Below are 22,466 nucleotides of genomic sequence, written 5' to 3'. Positions count from 1 at the left end.
TCTACAGGCTAATTCTTCTCCTCCTGATACATTTGCCTTACCTTTTTAAAGAGCTCAGACGAATAGACAAAATTGGTTACCGCTTCGTTGTCGGTGCGGAAAATTTCTTTATTGCTGCCTTCCCAGGCCTTGTAACCATCTTTGAGGAATACGATTTTCTGACCTATCTCCATCACCGAATTCATATCGTGGGTGTTTATCACGGTGGTAATGTCGTATTCCTGAGTGATTTCCTGTACGAGATTGTCAATTACAATAGAGGTCCTGGGGTCCAGTCCTGAGTTTGGCTCGTCGCAGAAAAGATATTTCGGGTTGTTGACAATGGCGCGGGCAATAGCTACCCTTTTCTGCATACCTCCCGAAATTTCAGAGGGAAATTTTTTATGCGCATCAACTAGGTTTACCCTTTTCAAAACAACATCTACACGATCTCTCATTTCTCTTTTCGAGTTATTGGTAAACATTTTTAGTGGAAACATAACATTTTCCTCTACAGTCATCGAATCGAACAGTGCACTGCCTTGAAAAACCATGCCCATTTCCTGACGTAATTTTCTCTGCTGTTCGTCGTCCATCTCCCCATATGAAACACCGTCGTAACTGATAGCACCTTGCTCTGGAGTAAATAGCCCCAGTAGTGATTTCAGAAAAACCGTCTTACCCGAGCCACTCTGCCCGATGATGAGGTTGGTCTTTCCCTTTTCAAATACTGTGGATATTCCTTTGAGAATAGGGGTGCCATCAAAAGATTTATGTAAGTCTTCTACAACGATCATTTGCCGAGTAACATTTGTGTGATGATATAATTGAGGATGATGATAACCACGCTGGTCCATACAAACGAGGTAGTGCTAGCTTTGCCCACTTCCAATGCGCCACCCCTCATGTAAAATCCGTGATAAGAAGGAATGGTGGCGAGGACAAAGGCAAAGATAAAGGTCTTGGTAAACGAATAGAAGACGTGAAAGGGCAGAAATCCTATCTGCAAACCTTCGGTAAACTCGGCGCTGGTGGTAAAACCGCCCAATACACTGCCGGCCCAGCCGCCCAGTATTCCGAGGAACATGGAGATGGAAATCGCAAAAGGATAAAACAGCATGGCAATGATTTTTGGAAACACCAGATAGTTAAGGGCGTTGACCCCCATAACTTCTAGAGCGTCTATCTGTTCGGTGACTCTCATTGTGCCGATACTCGATGTGATATAAGACCCCACCTTACCGGCCATGATGATAGAGGTAAAAGTAGGAGCAAATTCGAGGATCACCGACTGACGGGTAGCAAATCCAATCAGGTTTTTTGGAAGCAAGGGAGAATCCATATTCAAGGCGGTTTGTATTGCTACTACACCTCCTACAAAAAACGATATAAATATCAGTATCCCGAGCGAGCCAAAAACTAGGTCGTCTATCTCTTTTAGGATGAGATTTTTCATGATCGACCATTTGGTAGGCCTGCTAAATACCTCCTTAATCATTAAAAAATACTTGCCAATGGCTTCTATATATTTCATGAGGGTAAAGATAGTAACTATGCCAAAAATAATAACAATTCAAGATTTTAATTCAATATTTTACCGAATAAAACGAGAACGAACCACAACTGGGTAGCTTTTCGATCATAGGCGTGTCCTTAAATACAGTCCTTCACTTGATCACATCGTCATTTTGCCTTTCCTTACTGTATTATATCGTTAAATATCGAGTAATAAATGGCATTTTGGTCAGAACTTTTTACTTTTACTTCACTAAAGTTTATACGATATGAAAAAAATCACTACTGCAGTGCTGTGTATGCTGACAGTAATCAGCTTGAAAGCCCAGTCAGATGACGTGCCGTTTTCCAGACCTAAACTCGTAGTGGGAATAGTGGTCGACCAAATGAGATACGACTATATAACCCGATTTTGGGATCGGTATGGCGATGGCGGATTTAAGAGACTCGTAAACGACGGATTTAACTGTAGGAACAATCACTATCCCTATGCACCTACAAAAACGGGACCTGGTCATGCTTCAGTATATACGGGAAGTACTCCCGGAGTACACGGCATTATTAGCAATGATTGGTACGACAAGGAGCTAGACAAAATGGTGTACTGCGCCGGTGATGAGAGTCAGCAACCTATAGGGATAGATTCAGATGCAGGGAGAATGTCGCCTCACCGACTCAAGACTACTACAATAACCGACGAATTGAGACTGGCCACTGCAATGCGCGGAAAGGTGATTGGAATATCTCTAAAAGATCGCGGGGCTGTACTTCCTGCTGGTCATATTGCTAATGCTGCCTATTGGTTTGTAGGAGATCAAAAAGAAGGACGCTGGGTGAGTAGCTCTTATTATATGGACAAATTGCCGAAATGGGTTGATAAATTCAACCGTTCGGGAAAAACCAAGAGTTATATCAAACCGTGGACTCCCCTTTACGACATCAACTCTTATGTAGAAAGCGGTCTAGACGACACGCCCTATGAAGCCCCTTTCAAAGGAGAGAAATCTCCGGTTTTTCCCCATGACCTGAAAAAGCTGATGAAAAACAACAAAGGATATGAAATCCTCAAAAGTGTTCCTTTTGGCAACAGTCTAACACTCGATTTTGCCCTCGAAGCCATAGACGGGGAAAACCTAGGGCAAGACGAGATTACCGACTTTTTAGCGGTTAGTTTCTCGGCTACCGATTATGTAGGACATCGTTTTGGAGTCGATTCCAAGGAGGTACAAGATACTTACCTTCGGTTGGATCAAGATCTGGAAAGAATGCTCAATGCTTTAGACGAAAAGATTGGAAAAGGAGAGTATACAGTATTCCTGACAGCCGATCACGCTGGAGTACAGGTGCCTGCATATCTGCAGTCTCTCAATGTTCCTGGGGGATATTTCAGTGAGTTGGATTTTACCGTGCACATTAAAAAATTTACCAAAGAAAAATACGGTGTAGACGGGCTTATCGCCAATATATCAAACGACCAAATATTTATCGATCACAAGGTAGCCAAAGAGCACAATTTGGATCTCAGAAAGATGCAGCAAGATTTGGTTGAAGAAGCGATACAGTACAAGGACATAGAACGGGCTTATCCTGCCTATGCCTTTGTAGAAGGAGAATTTACCGAGCGATTTGCTTCCCTCCTGCAAAGAGGTTACGACCAGAAGCGCTCAGGAGATGTGCTGTTGGTACTGTCTCCCGCAGTAGTGTCTTATCCCAAAACAGGATCTACTCACGGTTCGCCCTACAATTACGACACACATACTCCTTTGCTCTTTTACGGCAAGGGTATACAGAAAGGGAGTACTGTAAAGGAAACCCATATCAACGATGCAGCACCGACCATATCGGCATTACTCGGTATAGCCTTCCCTAGTGGAGCTACTGGAACACCGGTGTACCAAGCATTGGGGGTAGATGAGTAACAATTGGAATACAAGACGCTTGTGAAGAGATTTTTATACGCTTTTCTTTTATCGGGATTTGTTTTTGGGAGTATAGCGAGCTGTGCTCCCGACGACAATCCTGAACGATTTGAACCAGGAAATAGAGATGGTGCACTAAACAAACTGGAAACCGGCGAGTCGGCGACCGACCTACTCTCTTCTGAAAACTACAAACGCCTCGTATTGGAAATGGTTTATGTGCAAGGCTACGAACCCACTGCTACAGCTGTGAATAAGTTGAAAGATTTTTTGGAAGAAAGGCTGGACAAACCGGAGGGAGTGGTGGTAGAGGAGTATCCGATTAGTCTTCCTGAAGGCGAAAATTACAGCTTGGAGCAAGTGTACGAACTGGAAAAAAAATACCGCAGCCGATATACCAATACCAAGACGGGTGAAATTAGCATATTTGTCTTTTTTTCAGATAGGGATTCGGATAAGAGCAAAGATGATAGAGTGGTGCTGGGTACGGCCTATTTGAATACTTCCTGTGTAATCTATTCAGAAACCATAAGAAAGCTGGTTACAAAGCGAAGCGCATTGGATCGGGCAACTGTTGAAGGTACAGTGATACAACACGAGTTTGGCCACTTGATGGGCTTGGTCAACTTGGGGTCGGATATGCAAGGTGATCACTTGGATGAAAACAATGGGCATCACTGTACCGATCGAGATTGCCTGATGTACTATCAGGTAGAGTCGGGGTGGAACCTTTCAGGAGGACTACCGGGGGGAGGCATACCTTCACTATGTTCTGATTGTCTTGCCGATCTCCGGTACAACGGAGGAAAATAAAGGATTATTTTCCGATTTTTTTGCGCATTCTCCGGTTTTTGCGCTGTGAATGAGTACTTTTGCAAATTGATTAGATAAAGCATAAGTATGTCTGTACACAAAGCCGGTTTTGTAAATATTATAGGAAATCCCAATGTGGGGAAGTCTACACTGATGAATGCCCTTATCGGGGAGAAACTCTCGATTATAACCTCTAAGGCGCAAACTACCAGGCACCGAATATTCGGCATTGTGAGCGGTGATGATTTTCAGGTGGTGTTTTCCGACACCCCCGGAATTATCAAACCCGCTTATAGACTGCAGGAATCTATGATGGACTTTGTGCGCTCTGCTTTCGACGATGCCGATGTGTTGATTTATATGGTGGAGATTGGAGAAAAGCAACTGAAAGACGAGGCGTTTTTCAATAAATTGAGAGATACCGATATCCCGGTTTTGTTACTGCTCAATAAGATAGACACCTCTGCCCAAGAGGAACTGGAAGCCCAGGTGGCTTTTTGGAGAGAACAACTTCCCAATGCAGAGATTCACCCTATCTCGGCCTTGCAGAATTTTAATGTGCAAGGAGTGTTTGAGCGCATACTCGAACTATTGCCAGAATCTCCTGCTTTCTATCCCAAAGACATGATTACCGACAAGCCCGAGCGCTTTTTTGTCAACGAGGCTATACGAGAAAAAATACTGCTCTACTACAAAAAGGAGATTCCTTATTCCGTAGAAGTAGAAACAGAAGAATTTCTTGAAGAAGAAGATATTATCCGTATACGCTCGGTTATTATGGTAGAGCGCGATTCGCAAAAAGGAATCATCATCGGCCATAGAGGAGCTGCCTTAAAAAAAGTGGGTATCGCAGCTCGTCGAGACCTCGAATCCTTTTTCGATAAACAAGTTCACCTCGAGCTTTTCGTAAAGGTGAATAAAGACTGGAGAAGCAACAACCGGCAGCTTCGAAGGTTCGGATATGACCAGAAGTAGTATTTTTTTATATGGTATACAGCTTTCTGTATTACCTTTGCCACTGTTAAAAATTTTCACATGAGTAATATAGTAGCTATCGTAGGGAGACCCAATGTAGGCAAGTCTACCCTGTTCAATCGTCTTATCCAGCGTCGAGAAGCCATAGTAGATGCGGTAAGCGGAGTGACCAGAGACAGACATTACGGCAGAGCTGATTGGAACGGGAAAGAGTTCTCTCTGATAGATACAGGAGGTTACGTGATGGGAAGTGACGACATTTTTGAACAGGAGATAGACAAGCAAGTAGAACTGGCTATCGATGAGGCCGACGTCGTTATTTTTGTGGTGGATGTAGAAACCGGAATTACCGGAATGGACGAAGATGTAGCCCGCTTGTTACGACAAACGGACAAGCCTGTTTTACTCGCAGTAAACAAAGTTGATAACAGTGCTCGTGAAAACGATGCTGTGGAGTTTTACGGACTCGGGCTGGGCGATTACTATACGATTTCAGGGATAAACGGGAGCGGTACGGGCGAACTTCTCGATGCCCTTGTAGAGCGGCTGCCAGAGAATGAAACAGTGGTAGACGATGAACTGCCGAGGTTTGCTGTGGTGGGGCGTCCCAATGCGGGGAAGTCGTCCTTTATCAATGCGCTTATAGGCGAAAACCGCTATATTGTTACCGATATTGCCGGAACTACACGCGATAGTAACAATACAAAATACAACCGTTTCGGTTTCGAATTCAACCTCGTAGATACGGCCGGTATACGAAGAAAAGCCAAGGTGAAAGAAGACTTGGAGTTCTATTCGGTGATGCGTTCTGTACGCGCAATTGAACACAGTGATGTTTGTCTGTTGTTAATCGATGCTACCCGTGGCTTTGAAGGACAGGACCAAAGCATATTCTGGCTGGCTCAGCGAAACCGTAAAGGGATAGTTATCCTCGTAAACAAATGGGACTTGGTAGAAAAAGATACCCATACTACCAAGGCCTTTGAACAAAAAATACGAAAGCTGATAGAACCCTTTACCGACGTGCCTATACTGTTTATTTCGGCCCTGACCAAACAGCGTATTTATAAGGCGATAGAAACAGCAGTCGAGGTATACCAAAACAGGAGTAAAAGAGTGGGAACCAGTAAACTCAATGAGGTGATGCTGCCTATTATCGAAAAGACACCGCCGCCCTCAAATAAAGGCAAATACATCAAGGTAAAGTTCTGCACACAACTGCCTACCCCCACACCGCAATTTGTCTTTTTTGCCAATTTACCGCAGTATATCAAGGATCCGTACCGCCGTTTTGTAGAAAACAAACTCCGGGAGCACTTCGGTTTTAACGGGGTGCCTGTAGAGGTTTATTTCAGGAAGAAATAGGCTTGTATTTTAAGGTAAACTTTTCTGGTACTTTAAGGGGGATATAGATTATGGCTTTTGACGTTTTTTAGTACTGTCCCGAAGTCTGGTGATATATTTCATTATTCGTATTGTATTTTTTTGGTACATTTGAGGCTATCTGTCGAAGCAATATTGCCAAAGCCTAAATGCCTTGTCGCGATACACTTTATTAAGCTGGTGTTTTTTACTTATCTTTAAAGTATTCTGAGTTAATATCTACAATGAATAGGTGTTTTCTGATGAGGTTTTAATATTGAACAGCAGTAAAAAATATAAATGTACATCAGGTAAAATTTATACAGGCATTTAGAAGTTGTCCAAGCAGTGGGTGCCTCAAGTGGACTGTTATGGAGCTAAGATTTATTTTTGCAGAAATACAGCAGGGAAACCGAACAGTATTTAAAAAACTTTTTGATCAGTTTTTTGAAGAATTGGTGCACTACGCCAATCACTACCTAAAAAATATGGAGCAAAGTGAAGACGTAGTTCAGGAAGTTTTTATCTATATCTGGCAAAACGCTGATAAATTGAATGTGAGAATTTCTGTAAAGGGATATTTGTACACCATGGTAAAACACAGGTGTATAAATATTCTAAAATCCCTTAAAATAACGGACGATTTAGAATATATAGATTTTCACATAGCGGTACTACACGAATACGATCCGCTTATCAGAAATGAGAATGCTATGGAGAAAATAGTCTTCTCACAAGCAGTTGCAGAAATGATCAACACTTTTCCTGCCCAAATGCAACAGGTTTTTAAGTTGTGGTTTTACAACGATTACAATTACCGCGCTATTGCCGAAGAAATGGAAGTGTCTGTAAGTACGGTAAAGACTTACTTGAAAAGAGCTCAAAATAAGATTGCTGAATCTTTGCCACTGTCTAAAAAGAGCTTTCCATAAGATAAGACCTCTTTTTACTCCTCAATTTTTTAGAATTATTGCCACCAAATTATTTAGGGATATCCCCAGTGTAAATGATTGATATGTAGAGGTATGTTGTTGATGATTGGGATAGGTGAAATCTTTAATTTTGAAAAAAAACAAAAAAAATTATTCTTTTTTGACGTCTATTTGCAAAAAACATTGTCTTATGTGTAAGAGAGTCGCCAAAAACATCTAAAAATAAAAGCGATATATTGATGTTGAGTGATGTTCTGCCCAAAAGGAATTACACGAAGGGGATTATGGAATACATAAATATCATAAAGAAGTTGCTGAATATTTTAACGGCAGAAGAAAAGGAAACTTTTGACCGCTGGTATGAAGAATCTGAGAAACACCGGGATCGTTTTCGTCGGGAGGAAGAGTTTTTATATTCTAAGGGTTATCCGCAGGTAGACAAGACAGCAAATTGGAAGAGATTAACTGTTGAAATGGACCATTTAAAACAGCGAAATTCAATAGTTGATACCAGTATAAAAAGAAAGAGGTATTGGAGTTATGGAGCGGCGGCTTGCATTGCATTGTCCGTTGCTGTCGGAGCCTATTTTTACGGTGGTTTAGACAAGGAGATTATCCCTGAAGAAACCGTGATAGAAATGGGTGGTAGTAAAGCCATTCTCACTCTGGACGATGGTACCGAAGTGGCTTTAAAAGAGGGGGAGGCGTATACATCAGATTATATGAGTAGCAATGGAGAAGCTGTGGTGTATACCCCTGAAAAAAAAGGGAACAATCCAATTGTATACAACTATTTGACCATTCCCCGAGGGGGAGAGTTTTTGCTGCAGTTGGCAGACAGTACCAAAATATGGCTTAATTCAGACAGTAAGATCAGGTATCCCAATACTTTTGTAAAAGGACAGCCTCGTGTAGTAGAATTGCTTTATGGTGAAGCTTATTTTGAGGTTTCCTCCGCTTCAAAACACCAGGGAAGCAGTTTTAAGGTAAAAACGCGAAATCAGGAAATAGAAGTCTTAGGTACAGAGTTTAACGTATCTGCCTACAAGGAGGACGACCAGATAGTCAGTACTTTGGTTAAGGGAGAGGTCGTGGTGAGTAACGGAAGTATTACAAAAGAGCTGACACCAGGTAAACAGGCTATTGTTGTAGATAGTACTCGAGAAATTGAAGTAAAAGAAGTTGAAGTATACAACTATATGGCGTGGAAAGAGGGCTATTTTGGTTATGAAGACAAACCCCTGAAAGAGATTATGCAGATGTTGTCTAGATGGTATGACGTAGAGGTGAAAATTGAAAATAAGGAGCTGGAGAATATACGTTTTGGGGGCGTGTTGAGCCGCCGTGTACCTATAGAAGATTTGTTGCCGATGTTTTCTGGGGATATTACCTACGAAATAATTGGTAAACAAGTGATTATTAAATAACAACTCACTGTTGTTGGGGTGTTGGATATAGGACAAGCATTCGACCTTTAGTCGAGATAGACACGGCAAAATTTGGATGATAAAATATAAAAAAAACTGCCTATGAAAAAAAAATAGCAAGCCTTAGGTTTTGCCTAGCTTTAGAAATAAAAAAGGGAAAAGTTCCGGTCTTCCACAACGCTGAACAATTCCCTTGTAGTATTCATCAGTTAATAACCGAAGAAAAAACAAATTTATGGAAAATAGGAATGCCAACCACTTTTTCCTCAAGGGGAAAAGGATAACGCTATTTTTAATGAGGGTCTATATTGTACTGTTTTGTTTGGTCGCCTTTGGCTTTACTTCAAAAAGCGGGTTCTCTCAAACCGAAATCGTCGTTGAGAACAATATTACCATACCCGCTGTAGAAGCAATCAAGCTTATTAAAAGACAAACAGACTACCTCATCAATTACCGAACTGAAAGAATTAAAGAACTTCCGCAAGTATCTCTAAAGAAAGGGAAGATAAACGTCGGAGATTTATTGAGTAAAATACTGTCTTCAAGCGATTTGACTTATGAGATTCTAACCGGAAAAAGGATAAACATCGTTAAAAAACAAGATGTTGACCAAGTGGTTAAGCCGGAAGTTCAACAATTTGAACTTAGCGGAACGGTAACATCAGAACCTGATGGATCCCCCTTGCCCGGAGTGAATGTTATTGTCAAGGGGAGTAGTAGGGGGACTATAACCGACTTCGACGGTAAGTATAGCATAACGGTTCAAGATACGGATATTCTCACTTTTTCGTATATAGGATATAAAACAGAAGAAGTAGTTGTAGACGGTCAAACTACCCTAAACATAGCTTTGAAAGAAAGCGCTGAATCTTTAGAAGAAGTGGTGGTCACTGCACAGGGGATTAAAAAATCGAAAAAAGCCCTCGGATATGCCATAACCCAAGTTTCGAGCGAAGAAGTTGAAAAACGTCCAGAGGCCGATTTGGCCCGTACTCTGCAGGGAAAAGTAGCTGGGGTAAATATAACTCCGGCAAGTGGACAAACAGGTTCCGATTCCCCCATACTCATCAGGGGTAATATTTCGTTGACGGGTTCCAATAATCCACTTATTGTGGTTAATGGCGTTCCCTTTAACGGCTTGTTGCGAGACTTGGATCCCAACGATATCAAAAGTATCAATATTTTAAAGGGGTTTAATGCCGCTGTACTCTACGGTAGTGAAGGGAGGAACGGAGTGATTTTGGTCGAGACTAAAAGCGGGTCGGCCATGGTGGGAGAGGCCCAAACTACGGCAACCTATTCGTCTACATTATACGTCAATTCGGTATCGCAAATGCCCGAATTTCAAAACAAGTATTCCAATGGAGGAGAAGGAGACTTTACACCTACGGGGGTGTCCAATTTTGGTCCGGCCTTTTCTGAAATCGGTACTGCACCACATCCTTATGCATCGTTGGGAGATATCTTTCCCGAGTATGACGGTCTCACCATTCCCATTCAAGCCAAGCCCAACAATGTCAGAAATATTTTTAGGACAGGTATAGGAACCACACATTCACTCACTGTGGCGACATCTATGGAAAAAGTGGCTTTTAATGTGTCTGCCGGTTATACCGATGAGTCGGGGATTATTGCCAATAACGACTTGAAACGTTTTAATGTCAGTGTGGGAGGAAAAGCTCAGTTGAGCGATAGGTTTAGTTTGTCCGCAACGTTAAATCACTCTACTAGGAAAGTAGATTTGGTCAATGCAGCTGATATTTTTGACGCCGTATTTCACTTACCCAGATGGATAGACCTTACTGAATTGCCCTATGAAAACCCATTGACCGGAGAATCGGTGTACTACAGGAACAACACCAACCCTCTTTGGATTCTACACAATAGTGGAACTCAAGTGAAAGTGGCTCGGATGTACGGTACCTTTGCAGCCGATTATGCCGTAAACGATATGTTGAATCTGACCTATAGGGTCGGTTTAGACAACCAACATTACAACAGTTTTGATTATTCAAACAAGGGAGGATATAACGATGACGTGTACAAATACGGATATCTGAACCTGGAATCGAGAGAAGAGACTGTTGTAAACCAAACTTTGATGGCCTCTTTTAATTACGATTTAACCGATGACTTGAACCTTGAAGCCCAAGTAGGTGCCAATTCTAAGATAACCAGATACGCCTCGAGTTTGTCAGCCTCTTCAAGTCAAATCGTTTACGATTTTTTCCGTCCCTCTAATTACAGTACTACGCAATCTGACTATACGACCACAGACGAGAACATGCTCGGCTTGTTCGGGCAGTTCCAGTTTGCTTATAAAGACTATCTCTACGCTACACTGTCTGGAAGGAATGACTGGGGAAGCACTGTTGAAAAAGAGAACCAATCGCTGTTCTATCCCGGTGCTTCAATTTCTTTTATCCCGACTTCGGCTTTTGATTTCGGGGGTGATGTGGTCAATTATTTGAAGATACGGGGAGCTTATGCTACCTCTTCTGGATATCCGGAAGCGTATAGAACGCGAAGTACCTTGATCATAGATCCGCTGCGGTTTGCAGCGTATGACGGCTCTTATCCGGTGACCAATCGCTTCAGTACCCGTTATGCCAATCCGGATTTAAGACCGGAATTGCACCGGGAATTTGAAATAGGGGTAGAGGCCAAGTTGTTCCGAAACAGAGTGACTTTAGAGACCTCTCTTTACAAAAGAATTTCGGAAGATCAGATTGTCGACTCTCCATTGGCGGGATCTTCGGGTTATGACACACAATACATCAACCTCGGTAGAGTGGATAACAAGGGGGTTGAAGTCGATTTGGGGATAGATGTCATCCGAAATAAAAATCTGCGGTGGAACCTGAGAAATATTTTTACAGCCGATGAATCTCTAGTGGTCGAGACCACATCTACGGGGGCTGATATCAATGTTATAGGAGATCGTTTTGCGGTAGTAGGTCAACCCTTTGGCGTGATAAAAGGAGACTATGCGCTCAGAGACGAAGACGGCAATCTTTTGATTAGCGGTAACGGAGGAGGTACACGTGTTGGAGAGGTAATCAACAGTGCAGATGTGGGATTGGCCGATAAGGTTATTGGCGATCCCAATCCCGATTGGAAGTTGACTACCATCAATAATGTGTCGTACAAAGGTTTTACCTTCTCCGCACAGGTAGAATACCGCCATGGAGGAGAAATATACTCTAATGTAGTGAGCCGTATGTTACAAAGAGGGGTGACCAGAGATACTGAAGACAGAGACCGTTCATTTGTAATACCAGGTTATCTTGCCGATAACGATTCCGGCGAACCTTTATTAGATGCCAATGGTGATAAAATACCCAACACCATTCAGTTGAACTCCGGGAGGATTGGCTATTCGAACTACTACAACCCAAACGACCTGTCGAGTTGGGATACCTCTCTGTTTCGGTTGCGGGAAATTTCGATAGGATATACTCTTGAAAAGACCGATGGGATGAAACTGCCTTTCAAAAGGATAGATTTCACCCTTTCAGGAAGAAACTTGTGGTATAAGGCTCCGAATTTCCCTACCTATGTAAACTACGATCCCGAAAGTAATGGATTCAGAGGGTACAGTACTGTTCCTTCTACTAAAAGAATCGCCTTTGGGATAACAGCAACATTTTGATACACCTTAAAAAAACAGATATATGAAACTGAAACATTTTTGCATAAGTGTTTTGACTTCCCTGCTACTAATGGGGTGTGAAGTCTCAAACTTCGACCTTCAGGATAACCCCAACTATTTAACTCCTGAAAGCGCCGATCCGGAGTATCTATTAAACGAGATGCAGTACCTTTTTCAGCATTTTATGGGTTGGATGATACTCAATACAGATGATGTGATGCGTTATGAAGGTATGACAAGCCCGTACGGAGCCATAGTTTCTACCGATGTTCTCGATGGTGCAGATAGTGCTGAATGGGAAACCTACTATGAAGCTCTTAACAATGCCAGAACTATACAGGAACAAGCCAAAGAAGATAACACTCTGCTTTTTCACAGTGCTATCAGTAAGCTTTTAATGGGATATCTTACGGTGACTATGGTAGATTACGTGGGTAAAATACCCTATTCCGAAGCTATTAATACGGCAGAGTATTCCGACCCTAAATTAGATGAGGGGGCAGATTTGTATAAAATGGTATTGTCGGATATCGATGAGGCACTCGCAGGTATTGAGGCTTCAACTTTCAACTTTTCATCCGATTTGTTCTATCAGGGAGACAAGGAAAAGTGGATAGCCTTTGCCAATTCCTTGAAATTGCGCATTCTGGTGCAGACACGACTGGCAAGTGCCGATATAGGAGTTGCTGATTTAAAAGGAGAAATCAACGCACTCTTGGCCAAAGATCTTATAGATACCGAGGCAGAGGATTTTCAGTATACCTATAGCACTGTGGCGCAACCCGAAAGTAGACATCCCTATTTTACAAGAGGATATGTCAGTGGTTTTGGAGAATATATGGGTAATTATTTTATGAATTTACTCCTCAACGACAAAAGTGTAAGAGATCCTAGAATTCGTTATTATATCTATCGCCAGTCTGATGTAGACCCTTTTAGCGGTCCTCCATATTTGCCTTGTCAGGGTGATCCCAGCGTAGATTATTGCTATCTCGGCGATCATTATTGGGGCTACGACCACGGAGAAGATCGCACCGGACGGGGAGATAATTTGTTGAGGTCTGTATACGGAGTTTATCCCGGTGGGGGCGCATTTGATGAAGATCAATTTGTCGATGCTCCGAGCAGTACTAATAATTTAGGAGGGGCGGGTATTTTGCCTCTTATAACAACATCGTTTATGAAGTTTCTTCAGGCCGAGGCAGCTCTTACTGTGGGCTCAGATGGTGACCCGGCAACACTGTTGGAAGAGGGGGTAAGAGCATCTATGCACAAAGTGATAAATTTCGGTAATATAACGTCGCCCTACGTTCCGGGAAGTGCAGAGGTAGATACCTATGTGGCCGATGTGATGGATAGGTTCAATGCAGCTGCCACAAACGAAGAAAAGCTGGATGTGGTTATCAAGGAGTATTATCTTGCCGGTTACGGTAATTCTCTCGAAGCCTATAATGCGTATCGTAGAACTGGGTATCCGTCGGATATACAAGTACCTATAGACGATGACGACCCTACATTCCCAAGGAGTTTTCCGTACTCAGAATTAGAGACACAGCGAAATGCTTCCATCACACAAAAGAGAAATTTTGAAAAAGTGTTTTGGGATACGAATCCGGATGGTTTTATTAAATAATCACCATCAGATGAGCAAAATGATAAACATCAAACAAGAGGTATTCTCGTATTTTGACAATGTTGAAAAAAAATATAGTATGAAACAGAGTATTAGATTTTTACTGGGTATATTGCTGTTCTTCGGGTGTTCTAAGGATTATAATACCTTGCAGGATATCACCGATCACGGAGGGTTTATCTCCTTCGAAACTATGCCAGAAACCAGTTTTAACCTTTTAGAATTGGATTCAGAAGCGCTTACGGGAACATTGTGGGATCCCAACGACAATGCTGTAAGTTTCGTTCTTACGGCAGAGTACGATGGTAGCATTGCCGTTGTTGCGGAGGTAACTTCCTTTCCTACCGCTATAGAGTTGCCTATAGCCGAGGTGTTATCTGCCTTGGAGATTAACCCGGAAAGCCTTGATTCGGAATCCGTGATTTCGTTTGTAGGAACCGTAACAACTGAAGATGGTGTGGAGTACGACGGACGTTCCCCGGCATATAACAGTGACAACGAAAACGAAGGAGGAACCGCTACCAGTCGTTTAAAAGATTATTTTCCAAATCAGGCCATGGAGTTTAGTATATCCTTTTATTAGACTGTAGACGAAGCGTGTAGTTTGAAAAAGTAAGCCCTCCGGAACTTGAGCTGATATCTGAATGTCATAAGGGAGGTTCGATAGATATCGGCGTCCGGAGAATGGTTTTCCTTTCTCTTTTCGAATAATTTTTGTGGCTTATCCCGAAAAATCAAAGCGATTAAGCTGAGGTATAATGTGACAATTGGAGAGTTTAATGCCTTGACTACACTGTCTGTATTTTTAAAGTTAAAGTTTACAAAGAGGTTGTAAAAGGTGTTTTCAACCTCTGGCTTTAGGAAGAGAACAACTCTGTTCTGAAATTCCACACCTTGGCAATATAGAGCACCAAAAATATTACGGTGACCACCAATTTCATAAAAGTACCTGAAAGGAAACCCAGAAATGAGCCAAAAGCTGCTTTCAAGGCAGTTTTGCCGTCTGCTTTGTTGATGAGTTCGCCTATCAGCGCACCTACAAAGGGACCGATGAGAATGCCGAGGGGAATAGGTGCGATAATACCGACCACTAGCCCGATGGTAGTACCCCACATTCCAGCCTTGCTTCCACCAAATTTTTTGGTGCCCATAGCTGGAATTACGTAATCTAGTATCGTGATACCTACGGCTACGACAAAAGTGAGGGCGAGAAACCACCAGCTCAGAGTAACTCCTTCGGTAAAATGGAGCAGCAGTAAGCCCACCCAACTTATAGGCGGACCCGGCAATACAGGTAAAACACTTCCGAGTATTCCGATGATCATACACAAAAAACCTATAACAGTTAAAGCTATATCCATAGTTGTCGCAATATTTGAGGTCTAAAAATACTAAAAAAGAAACTGCTTTTCTACGCTTTCAAAATATTTTTAACTAAAATTTGGTTTAAATGAAGTATTGGATTATAATTGTGTATTAAAACTAAAACGCACTATCTTCTTTTTAATAACTAACTAAAACCAAAAATTATGTTACAGAAGGTAAACCTTGTATACACAGGTCGATTCAAGTATTTGTTAGTACTCCCCCTGCTTATTGGAACACTGATATGCAGTTCCTGTGCCTCAAAAAAAGCTAAAGATTCTTTGGCTTCCAAAGAAAAGGAAAGCTCGTTAGAAAAGGAGAGTTCGTTGGAGCGGATACCGATATTTCCCGGATGTGAAGATGCCGAGAATCTCCAAAGTTGTTTTCAGGCAAAAAATCGTGAACATATACGGGATTATTTTTATTATCCTGACGAAGCAATAAGTCAAAAAATTGAGGGGAAAGTGTCTATATTGTTCACCATAGATGAAGAAGGGAATGTTACGGATATTGAAACAAAAGGACCACATCCGATGCTTGAAGAAGAGGCGAAGATAGTCATCGAACAATTGCCTGTAATGACTCCAGGGATATCGTATAGGGGGAATCCGGTGAGAGTTCCTTTTGCAATTCCAATAAACTATAAACTAAGGTCTGATGGTACACCTACCTGTTCTAATGGCAAATCTATTCGTCCTGAGGGAGTCAAAAGAAATCGACATGAAATGCCTTCCTATATTAAGAGCTAACTCTTGAGTAACTGTATAGAGTAGAGGTTTAGAACATCTTTTGCAAGCCCTTGTTTTTCGCTGTAGTTATAATATCCAATGTCAGCGCGAGATAAGGGCTTGTAGTTTCTTAAGTACTTTACTCTATAGGTGTAATTTCGTAAAAAGTCGTAATTTTCGACCTTAAAAAGGTAGATTTATGCAAACACCGAGGAATGGTTTCTTGCTGGAATTCCGAAATATGTGTCGGCTCAAAATAGCTTTTCGTATTTTTATTTGGGGCTTGAGTTCCTTAGGAGTGGTGGCTTGTAGAAATAGCGAAAAGAAATCTCCTGTAGACGATCTCGTCAAAAGCGAGATAAGAAATATCGACTGGAACGACGTAGATCGATATCCACTGTTTGAAGAATGTGGTGAAAATGGGAGTAAAGGGGAACAAAAAGACTGTTTTGAGAGCCGTTTTGTAAGTTACCTCTACGAAGGTATGAACAAGCACAACATAGTGATACACGGGAGTGTGGAAGATACGATCTATGTGCGCTTTCTCATTGCCCGCACCGGAGAGATTTCGGTGGTCGAAATCGAATCGCCTGAACTTTGGCAGAAAAGGGTGCCTCAGCTCGACAGTCTTGTCCGTCTTGGTTTGGAAAATATACCCAAACCCTATCCTGCTTTGAAACGCGATATCCCGGTAGCTACAAAATATCGCTTGCCACTGCTGTTGAACGGAGATGTGGAAAAAACACAGTAAGGGAAGACATCCCCATTGTAAATCTTTATCTTTGTCGCTGTATTCTAATTATTCAGATGTGACTCAGGAGAGGATTATATTAGGCATAGACCCCGGAACGACTATTATGGGGTTCGGATTGATCAAGGTGTCCGGAAAACAGATGTCATTTCTGCAACTGAACGAGTTGCAACTGCAGAAATACAGCGATCACTATCTGAAGCTCAAACTGATCTTTGAACGTACCGTAGAACTGATAGAAACCTATCACCCCGACGAAATCGCTATTGAAGCCCCCTTCTTTGGTAAAAACGTACAGTCCATGCTCAAGCTTGGCAGAGCACAGGGCGTGGCTATGGCTGCCGGATTGTCGAGGGAGGTGCCGGTTACCGAATACTCACCTAGAAAGATAAAAATGGCCATCACTGGAAACGGAAATGCTAGCAAGGAACAGGTGGCTCGTATGTTGCAACAACTACTCAAGTTGGGAGAGCTTCCGAAAAATTTGGATGCTACCGACGGTCTTGCTGCAGCGGTGTGTCACTTTTTTAATTCGGGTAATGCACTGTCTTCCGGAAAGTCGTATGGCAGTTGGAGCTCTTTTGTAAAACAGAATGAAGATAGAGTTAAAAAATAATACTCTTCTACAGTAAAACCTCAATTCTAATCGAGCCTTTGGGAGCACTCTATATTCACATACCGTTTTGTAAACAGGCTTGTCATTATTGCGACTTTCACTTTTCCACCTCTCTGGCTAAAAAGCCGGATATGCTGACAGCTCTGGAAGGAGAATTGGAGCTTCGTGCCGAAGAGTTTAGCGGTGAACTTGTAGAGACCATCTATTTTGGAGGGGGGACTCCTTCACTGCTCACTGCCGCAGAATTGGAGCGTCTCATCGCAAAGGTATATCAGCACTACAATCTTGCTACAGCTCCAGAAATAACCTTGGAGGCCAATCCCGACGATCTTACGGAAACGAGAATACGCGAACTGGCAGCATCGCCCGTCAACCGGCTCAGTATAGGAATACAGTCGTTTTTTGATAGCGATCTTCGCCTGATGAACCGCGCCCACAACGCAGAAGAAGCCCTGAAATGCCTGGAGCTGGCTTCGAAGTGTTTTGACAATATTACGGCCGATTTGATCTACGGTATTCCGGGGATGGACAACAACCGCTGGAAAGAGAATGTACAGAAGCTCTTGCAATTCGATATACCCCATATCTCGGCCTATGCGCTTACCGTAGAAACCGGAACAGCACTCGATCGCTTTGTAAATAGCGGTAAGGTAGCCGCTCCCGACGAAGGACAGGCCGAAGAACAGTTTGCCGTATTGGCAGCCTTGCTCACAGCGGAAGGCTTTGTGCATTACGAGCTGTCCAATTTTGGAAAGGAGGGGTATTTTTCCAAAAATAATACTTCCTATTGGCTAGGAAAGAAATATATGGGTATCGGTCCCTCGGCTCACAGCTATAACGGAAGAGAACGCAGTTGGAATGTGGCCAGTAATCCGAAGTATATCAAGGCAATGCTCAAGGGAGAACTTCCTCAAGAAAAAGAGTTGCTCAGTATTGCAGATCGCTACAACGAATACGTTATGACCGGACTGCGCACTATATGGGGAGTTGCAGCCGTCAAAGTGAGAGAGGAATTTGGCGAACATTACGAAAAATATCTTATTAAACAGGCCGAGAAATATCTGGGAAACGGCTTGTTGTCTTTTGAAAAAGGAGTGCTCTACACCACCTCCAAAGGTAAATTTCTCACCGATGGCATCGCTTCCGATTTGTTTTATGTGTGAGTTGGAAAAGTGAGCTCTGTTGCGCTTTATTGGTATAATCGCTACATTGCAGTATGCAAACGATAATTTACTTTCAAGGCAAGACCTATCGCACAAATTTGAATGATCCTCTGGATATTTCCCTGCCGTTGCAAGCCTCGACAGCCAATCCCGTGGCCTGGTATCTCGGACCGCCCGAAATTGCTCCCGAACAGTCGGAAGGGTGGATAGGAAGCGTGGCCGATGGAGCCTCGGTCAACTTCAATAGCATCCGTTTTAATCCCCATGCACACGGGACACATACTGAATGTGTGGGACATATCACTCGCGAATTTCACAGTGTGAACGAGGTTTTAAATAGATTTTTCTTTATTTCGGAAGTGATTACCGTAACCCCTGAACAACAAGGGCAGGATCAGATAGTGACGCTCAGAGAAATAGAGGCACGGTTGTCAGACAATCTGCCGGAAGCATTGGTGATAAGAACATCGCCCAATGACGAAAGTAAACAACACCGCAACTACTCACATACCAATCCGCCGTATTTGGACGAGTCCGTAGCTGTATTTTTGAAAGAAAACGGGGTAAAGCACTTATTGGTCGATTTGCCTTCGGTAGACCGAGAGGAAGACGGTGGAAAGTTGCTTGCGCATAATGCGTTTTGGAATACGTCAGGGGAGCTGAGGCAGGATGCAACCATCACAGAAATGATTTTTGTGCCCGATACGATTGAAGACGGAACATATTTGCTAAATTTACAGTTAGCACCCTTTGTCAACGATGCCTCACCGTCTCGGCCGGTGCTGTTTAGACTGTGGTAGTGAGGTGATTCTTTTCAGCGCACTCATTTGGGCGTGATTGGGAGAAATAAAAACAGAGAAAATTAATGAGCGATATATCGATATTATTTATAGGGCTGGTAGCCGGAGTGGTAGCGACCTTCTGGTTGTACACCTATTTAAAGCGAAGGCAACAAAAGCAGCTGACCGAAAAGCAGTCGGTGGTGTTGCTCGAAAAAATAAGAAGGGTTTGCAAGCTGGTTACCGTAGAAGGAGAGTTTGCCGAAATTTATCACTACGAGAACAGTAAACAGGGGTTTATCAGCCTTTTTTCTGGGAGGAAAAAAGCCTTGATCGTCATCAATGCAAAGGTGCATATAGGATACGATCTGAGAAAGGTAAAGATGAATGCCGACAACAGGCGAAAACGCATTGTGTTAAACGAGTTTCCGCAGCCTCAGGTGCTGTCTATTGAACCCGATCTGAAATATTACGACGTGAAGAACGGACTTTTTAACCGTTTTGATTCCTCCGACCTTACCGAACTCAACAAAGAAGCCCGGCAGCATATCCTCGACAAAATTCCGGAGAGCGGATTGATGAATACAGCGCGAAAAGAAGTGCTAGAAGCTATACTTCTCATAGAAACCATAGTGCAAACCATAGGTTGGAAACTGGATTACTCCGCTTTGGAGTTAGGCGAAGGGGAAAATCCGGTATTAGAAAATAATACATCAAAACCCGAAACAGAAGGATAAATACGTATTGGAGTATGAATATTGACGAACTCAGAAACTACTGTCTAAACAAAAAAGGAGCTACAGAAGATGCCCCCTTCGGAGCGGATACTATCGTTTTTAAGGTGATGGGAAAGATGTTTGCATTGACTTCGTTGGACAAGTGGGAGGCTGGTGACCACTCGGTAAACCTCAAATGCGAGGTGGAACGGGCCCATCAACTTCGCGAAGAGTACGAAAGTATTCAGCCCGGATATCACATGAACAAAAGACATTGGAATACCGTACAACTCGACGGCGGAGAACTCTCTCCCGCACTGATCAGGGAACTTATTGACCACTCCTACGAACTGGTGGTAAAAGGTCTTACCAAAAAACAGCGCGAAGCGCTGGAAATGCTGTAGATATAATACGACTTCCTCAAACAAAAAAGCGACCTTGTAAGATCGCCTTTTTGTAGTGAATATCGGCAAAATTATTCGCCTTACTGTGGTGACTGCTTTAATTCGGTAAAATACTTGTAAAACAGCGGTATGGTCTCTATTCCTTTCAGATAGTTGAAGATGCCGAAGTGTTCGTTGGGCGAATGTATGGCATCGCTGTTCAGTCCGAATCCCATAAGTATGGTCTTGCTTTTCAATACGCTCTCAAAAAGAGATACGATTGGAATACTACCACCACTTCGCTGCGGTATCGGAGTCACTCCAAAAGTATCACTATAGGCTCTGCTCGCAGCTTGGTAACCAATGCTGTCTATAGGAGTTACATAAGCCTGTCCGCCGTGATGAGGTGTTACCTCTACCTTTACACCTTTTGGAGCAAGACTTTCAAAGTGATCTTTAAACAGTTGGCTTATCTCTTTCCAGTTCTGGTCAGGTACTAATCTCATAGATATTTTGGCATAAGCCGCAGAGGGGATTACCGTTTTGGCTCCTTCTCCCGTATAGCCACCCCATATTCCGTTTACATCCAGAGTGGGGCGTATAGAGTTCCTTTCGTTGGTAGTATAGCCTTTTTCCCCATAAACATCGTCTATATCCAGTGCGTTTTTGTACTGTTCGAGTGAAAAAGGCGCTTTGGCCATTTCACTGCGTTCTTCGGGCGAAATCTCTATCACCTTGTCGTAAAATCCGGGAATGGTAATATGCTGATTTTCATCGTGAAGTGAAGCGATCATCTTGGTGAGGATGTTGATAGGATTGGCCACAGCTCCACCGTATAGTCCGGAATGCAAATCGCGATTAGGGCCTACCACTTTTACCTCCATATAGCTCAATCCCCGTAGTCCGGTAGTGATAGAGGGTTGAGTATTGCTGATCATCCCGGTATCGGAAATGAGAATAACATCATTTTTCAGTTTTTCCTGATTGCGTTCTATAAACCATCCGAGACTTTCAGAACCCACTTCTTCCTCCCCTTCAATCATAAACTTTACATTACAGGGGAGCGTGCCCGATTGCACCATATACTCCAGTGCTTTGACGTGCATAAACATCTGTCCCTTGTCGTCGCAGGCACCGCGGGCAAAAATAGCCCCTTCCGGATGTATGGGCGTTTGCTTAATCACCGGATCAAACGGACCACTTTCCCAAAGATCCATCGGATCGGGCGGTTGTACGTCGTAATGTCCGTACACCAAGACCGTGGGGAGGGTAGGATCTATGATTTTTTCTCCGTAAACAATAGGATATCCCGGAGTGTCACAGATCTCTGCGTGCGCACATCCCGCTTTGAGCAAGCTCTCTTTTACAGCTTCTGCAGCGTTGAGTACATCCTGAGAAAAAACAGGATCGGCACTTACCGAGGGTATTTTGAGGAGGTCTTTTAACTCCTCGATAAAACGTTCTTTATGCTTTTGAACATACGATGAAATATCTTCCATGAAGAGAATTACTTTTATAAAACACTCAAATGTACAAAAAAGATATTTTTTAAAGAGCTATCGTTTTTAATCGAAAAATAAATTATATTTGCAGCCTCATCACATAAGCGGATGTGGTGGAACTGGTAGACACGCTAGACTTAGGATCTAGTGCCGCGAGGCGTGGGGGTTCGATTCCCTTCATCCGCACGAAAAGCCGAGGAGGAATCTTCGGCTTTTTTGTTTTGTAGTTGATTAGTTTGTAGTTCGTAGTTTGTAG

Annotated in this window: 20 protein-coding genes and 1 tRNA gene; 17 read left to right on the top strand and 4 right to left on the bottom strand. The window is 42.8% G+C overall.

The window, feature by feature from the left end:
• Window positions 1-8: 8 nt before the first annotated feature.
• Together ACYZZR_RS01420 and ACYZZR_RS01415 are read right to left on the bottom strand one after the other, a co-directional pair.
• A complete protein-coding gene (locus ACYZZR_RS01420) occupies window positions 9-776 on the bottom strand; it encodes an ABC transporter ATP-binding protein (protein WP_461532202.1) in 768 nt (255 codons plus the stop codon).
• Entirely contained in the window at window positions 773-1,513 is a 741-nt protein-coding gene (locus tag ACYZZR_RS01415) for an MlaE family ABC transporter permease (RefSeq protein WP_461532201.1), read from the bottom strand. Before ACYZZR_RS01415 ends, ACYZZR_RS01420 begins: the two co-directional genes overlap by 4 nt.
• A 250-nt stretch (window positions 1,514-1,763) precedes the next feature.
• On the opposite strand from ACYZZR_RS01415, the gene pafA reads away from it, so the two are divergent.
• From pafA to ACYZZR_RS01370, 9 genes are all read left to right on the top strand, one after another.
• Window positions 1,764-3,413 (top strand): alkaline phosphatase PafA, encoded by a 1,650-nt coding sequence (pafA, locus tag ACYZZR_RS01410; protein ID WP_461532200.1) that lies wholly within the window; start codon window positions 1,764-1,766, stop codon window positions 3,411-3,413.
• 21 nt (window positions 3,414-3,434) lie between these two features.
• Entirely contained in the window at window positions 3,435-4,226 is a 792-nt protein-coding gene (locus tag ACYZZR_RS01405) for a membrane metalloprotease (protein WP_461532199.1), read from the top strand.
• A gap of 87 nt (window positions 4,227-4,313) precedes the next feature.
• Window positions 4,314-5,201 (top strand): GTPase Era, encoded by an 888-nt coding sequence (era, locus tag ACYZZR_RS01400; RefSeq protein ID WP_461532198.1) that lies wholly within the window; start codon window positions 4,314-4,316, stop codon window positions 5,199-5,201.
• 60 nt (window positions 5,202-5,261) lie between these two features.
• Window positions 5,262-6,566, top strand: a complete 1,305-nt coding sequence (der, locus tag ACYZZR_RS01395; protein ID WP_461532197.1) for a ribosome biogenesis GTPase Der — start codon at window positions 5,262-5,264, stop codon at window positions 6,564-6,566.
• Window positions 6,567-6,934: 368 nt separating this feature from the next.
• Window positions 6,935-7,495, top strand: a complete 561-nt coding sequence (locus ACYZZR_RS01390; RefSeq protein WP_461532196.1) for an RNA polymerase sigma factor — start codon at window positions 6,935-6,937, stop codon at window positions 7,493-7,495.
• Between the two features lie 239 nt (window positions 7,496-7,734).
• Entirely contained in the window at window positions 7,735-8,922 is a 1,188-nt protein-coding gene (locus ACYZZR_RS01385) for a FecR family protein (RefSeq protein ID WP_461532195.1), read from the top strand.
• A 235-nt stretch (window positions 8,923-9,157) separates the two neighbouring features.
• Window positions 9,158-12,574: a SusC/RagA family TonB-linked outer membrane protein gene (locus ACYZZR_RS01380; protein ID WP_461532194.1), complete on the top strand. Its 3,417-nt coding sequence runs from the start codon at window positions 9,158-9,160 to the stop codon at window positions 12,572-12,574.
• Between the two features lie 22 nt (window positions 12,575-12,596).
• Complete coding sequence (locus tag ACYZZR_RS01375; RefSeq protein ID WP_461532193.1) at window positions 12,597-14,207, top strand: SusD/RagB family nutrient-binding outer membrane lipoprotein; 1,611 nt, start codon at window positions 12,597-12,599, stop codon at window positions 14,205-14,207.
• Between the two features lie 79 nt (window positions 14,208-14,286).
• Entirely contained in the window at window positions 14,287-14,790 is a 504-nt protein-coding gene (locus ACYZZR_RS01370) for a hypothetical protein (protein ID WP_461532192.1), read from the top strand.
• 274 nt (window positions 14,791-15,064) lie between these two features.
• Here ACYZZR_RS01370 and ACYZZR_RS01365 read toward each other — a convergent pair whose 3' ends face one another.
• Window positions 15,065-15,568, bottom strand: a complete 504-nt coding sequence (locus ACYZZR_RS01365; RefSeq protein ID WP_461532191.1) for a DUF456 domain-containing protein — start codon at window positions 15,566-15,568, stop codon at window positions 15,065-15,067.
• A gap of 168 nt (window positions 15,569-15,736) precedes the next feature.
• On the opposite strand from ACYZZR_RS01365, the gene ACYZZR_RS01360 reads away from it, so the two are divergent.
• The 7 genes from ACYZZR_RS01360 (at window position 15,737) to ACYZZR_RS01330 (ending at window position 20,729) form a co-directional block, all read left to right on the top strand.
• On the top strand, window positions 15,737-16,321 hold the full coding sequence (locus ACYZZR_RS01360; protein ID WP_461532190.1) for an energy transducer TonB: 585 nt from the start codon (window positions 15,737-15,739) through the stop codon (window positions 16,319-16,321).
• 178 nt (window positions 16,322-16,499) lie between these two features.
• On the top strand, window positions 16,500-17,051 hold the full coding sequence (locus ACYZZR_RS01355; RefSeq protein WP_461532189.1) for a hypothetical protein: 552 nt from the start codon (window positions 16,500-16,502) through the stop codon (window positions 17,049-17,051).
• 58 nt (window positions 17,052-17,109) lie between these two features.
• On the top strand, window positions 17,110-17,667 hold the full coding sequence (gene ruvC, locus ACYZZR_RS01350; protein WP_461532276.1) for a crossover junction endodeoxyribonuclease RuvC: 558 nt from the start codon (window positions 17,110-17,112) through the stop codon (window positions 17,665-17,667).
• Window positions 17,668-17,705: 38 nt separating this feature from the next.
• On the top strand, window positions 17,706-18,830 hold the full coding sequence (gene hemW, locus ACYZZR_RS01345) for a radical SAM family heme chaperone HemW (protein ID WP_461532188.1): 1,125 nt from the start codon (window positions 17,706-17,708) through the stop codon (window positions 18,828-18,830).
• Between the two features lie 53 nt (window positions 18,831-18,883).
• Window positions 18,884-19,630 (top strand): cyclase family protein, encoded by a 747-nt coding sequence (locus ACYZZR_RS01340; RefSeq protein WP_461532187.1) that lies wholly within the window; start codon window positions 18,884-18,886, stop codon window positions 19,628-19,630.
• A gap of 65 nt (window positions 19,631-19,695) precedes the next feature.
• Window positions 19,696-20,346, top strand: a complete 651-nt coding sequence (locus ACYZZR_RS01335) for a DUF4230 domain-containing protein (RefSeq protein ID WP_461532186.1) — start codon at window positions 19,696-19,698, stop codon at window positions 20,344-20,346.
• A gap of 14 nt (window positions 20,347-20,360) precedes the next feature.
• Window positions 20,361-20,729 carry an MmcQ/YjbR family DNA-binding protein gene (locus ACYZZR_RS01330; protein ID WP_461532185.1) on the top strand — a complete coding sequence of 123 codons (369 nt, stop codon included), beginning with the start codon at window positions 20,361-20,363 and terminating at the stop codon, window positions 20,727-20,729.
• An 80-nt stretch (window positions 20,730-20,809) separates the two neighbouring features.
• Here the strand turns inward: ACYZZR_RS01330 and ACYZZR_RS01325 are convergent, their stop codons facing one another.
• Window positions 20,810-22,207, bottom strand: a complete 1,398-nt coding sequence (locus tag ACYZZR_RS01325; protein ID WP_461532184.1) for a dipeptidase — start codon at window positions 22,205-22,207, stop codon at window positions 20,810-20,812.
• Window positions 22,208-22,314: 107 nt separating this feature from the next.
• Between ACYZZR_RS01325 and ACYZZR_RS01320 the strand changes: the two genes are divergently transcribed.
• A tRNA-Leu gene (locus ACYZZR_RS01320) sits at window positions 22,315-22,396 on the top strand.
• Window positions 22,397-22,466 lie beyond the last annotated feature (70 nt).

The organism is Sinomicrobium sp. (assembly GCA_029266035.1).
Lineage (GTDB): Bacteria > Bacteroidota > Bacteroidia > Flavobacteriales > Flavobacteriaceae > Sinomicrobium.
The sequence above is the reverse complement of the archived record's forward strand: the minus strand, read 5'-3'. Positions and strand labels throughout refer to the sequence as shown.

Excerpts from the sequence above, each read along its gene's own strand:
- ACYZZR_RS01420 (WP_461532202.1), bottom strand. The coding sequence starts at position 776 with ATGATCGTTGTAGAAGACTTACATAAATCTTTTGATGGCACCCCTATT.
- ACYZZR_RS01415 (WP_461532201.1), bottom strand. The coding sequence starts at position 1,513 with ATGAAATATATAGAAGCCATTGGCAAGTATTTTTTAATGATTAAGGAG.
- pafA (WP_461532200.1), top strand. The coding sequence starts at position 1,764 with ATGAAAAAAATCACTACTGCAGTGCTGTGTATGCTGACAGTAATCAGC.
- era (WP_461532198.1), top strand. The coding sequence starts at position 4,314 with ATGTCTGTACACAAAGCCGGTTTTGTAAATATTATAGGAAATCCCAAT.
- der (WP_461532197.1), top strand. The coding sequence starts at position 5,262 with ATGAGTAATATAGTAGCTATCGTAGGGAGACCCAATGTAGGCAAGTCT.
- ACYZZR_RS01390 (WP_461532196.1), top strand. The coding sequence starts at position 6,935 with ATGGAGCTAAGATTTATTTTTGCAGAAATACAGCAGGGAAACCGAACA.
- ACYZZR_RS01385 (WP_461532195.1), top strand. The coding sequence starts at position 7,735 with ATGTTGAGTGATGTTCTGCCCAAAAGGAATTACACGAAGGGGATTATG.
- ACYZZR_RS01380 (WP_461532194.1), top strand. The coding sequence starts at position 9,158 with ATGGAAAATAGGAATGCCAACCACTTTTTCCTCAAGGGGAAAAGGATA.
- ACYZZR_RS01375 (WP_461532193.1), top strand. The coding sequence starts at position 12,597 with ATGAAACTGAAACATTTTTGCATAAGTGTTTTGACTTCCCTGCTACTA.
- ACYZZR_RS01370 (WP_461532192.1), top strand. The coding sequence starts at position 14,287 with ATGAAACAGAGTATTAGATTTTTACTGGGTATATTGCTGTTCTTCGGG.
- ACYZZR_RS01365 (WP_461532191.1), bottom strand. The coding sequence starts at position 15,568 with ATGGATATAGCTTTAACTGTTATAGGTTTTTTGTGTATGATCATCGGA.
- ACYZZR_RS01360 (WP_461532190.1), top strand. The coding sequence starts at position 15,737 with ATGTTACAGAAGGTAAACCTTGTATACACAGGTCGATTCAAGTATTTG.
- ACYZZR_RS01355 (WP_461532189.1), top strand. The coding sequence starts at position 16,500 with ATGCAAACACCGAGGAATGGTTTCTTGCTGGAATTCCGAAATATGTGT.
- ACYZZR_RS01340 (WP_461532187.1), top strand. The coding sequence starts at position 18,884 with ATGCAAACGATAATTTACTTTCAAGGCAAGACCTATCGCACAAATTTG.
- ACYZZR_RS01335 (WP_461532186.1), top strand. The coding sequence starts at position 19,696 with ATGAGCGATATATCGATATTATTTATAGGGCTGGTAGCCGGAGTGGTA.
- ACYZZR_RS01330 (WP_461532185.1), top strand. The coding sequence starts at position 20,361 with ATGAATATTGACGAACTCAGAAACTACTGTCTAAACAAAAAAGGAGCT.
- ACYZZR_RS01325 (WP_461532184.1), bottom strand. The coding sequence starts at position 22,207 with ATGGAAGATATTTCATCGTATGTTCAAAAGCATAAAGAACGTTTTATC.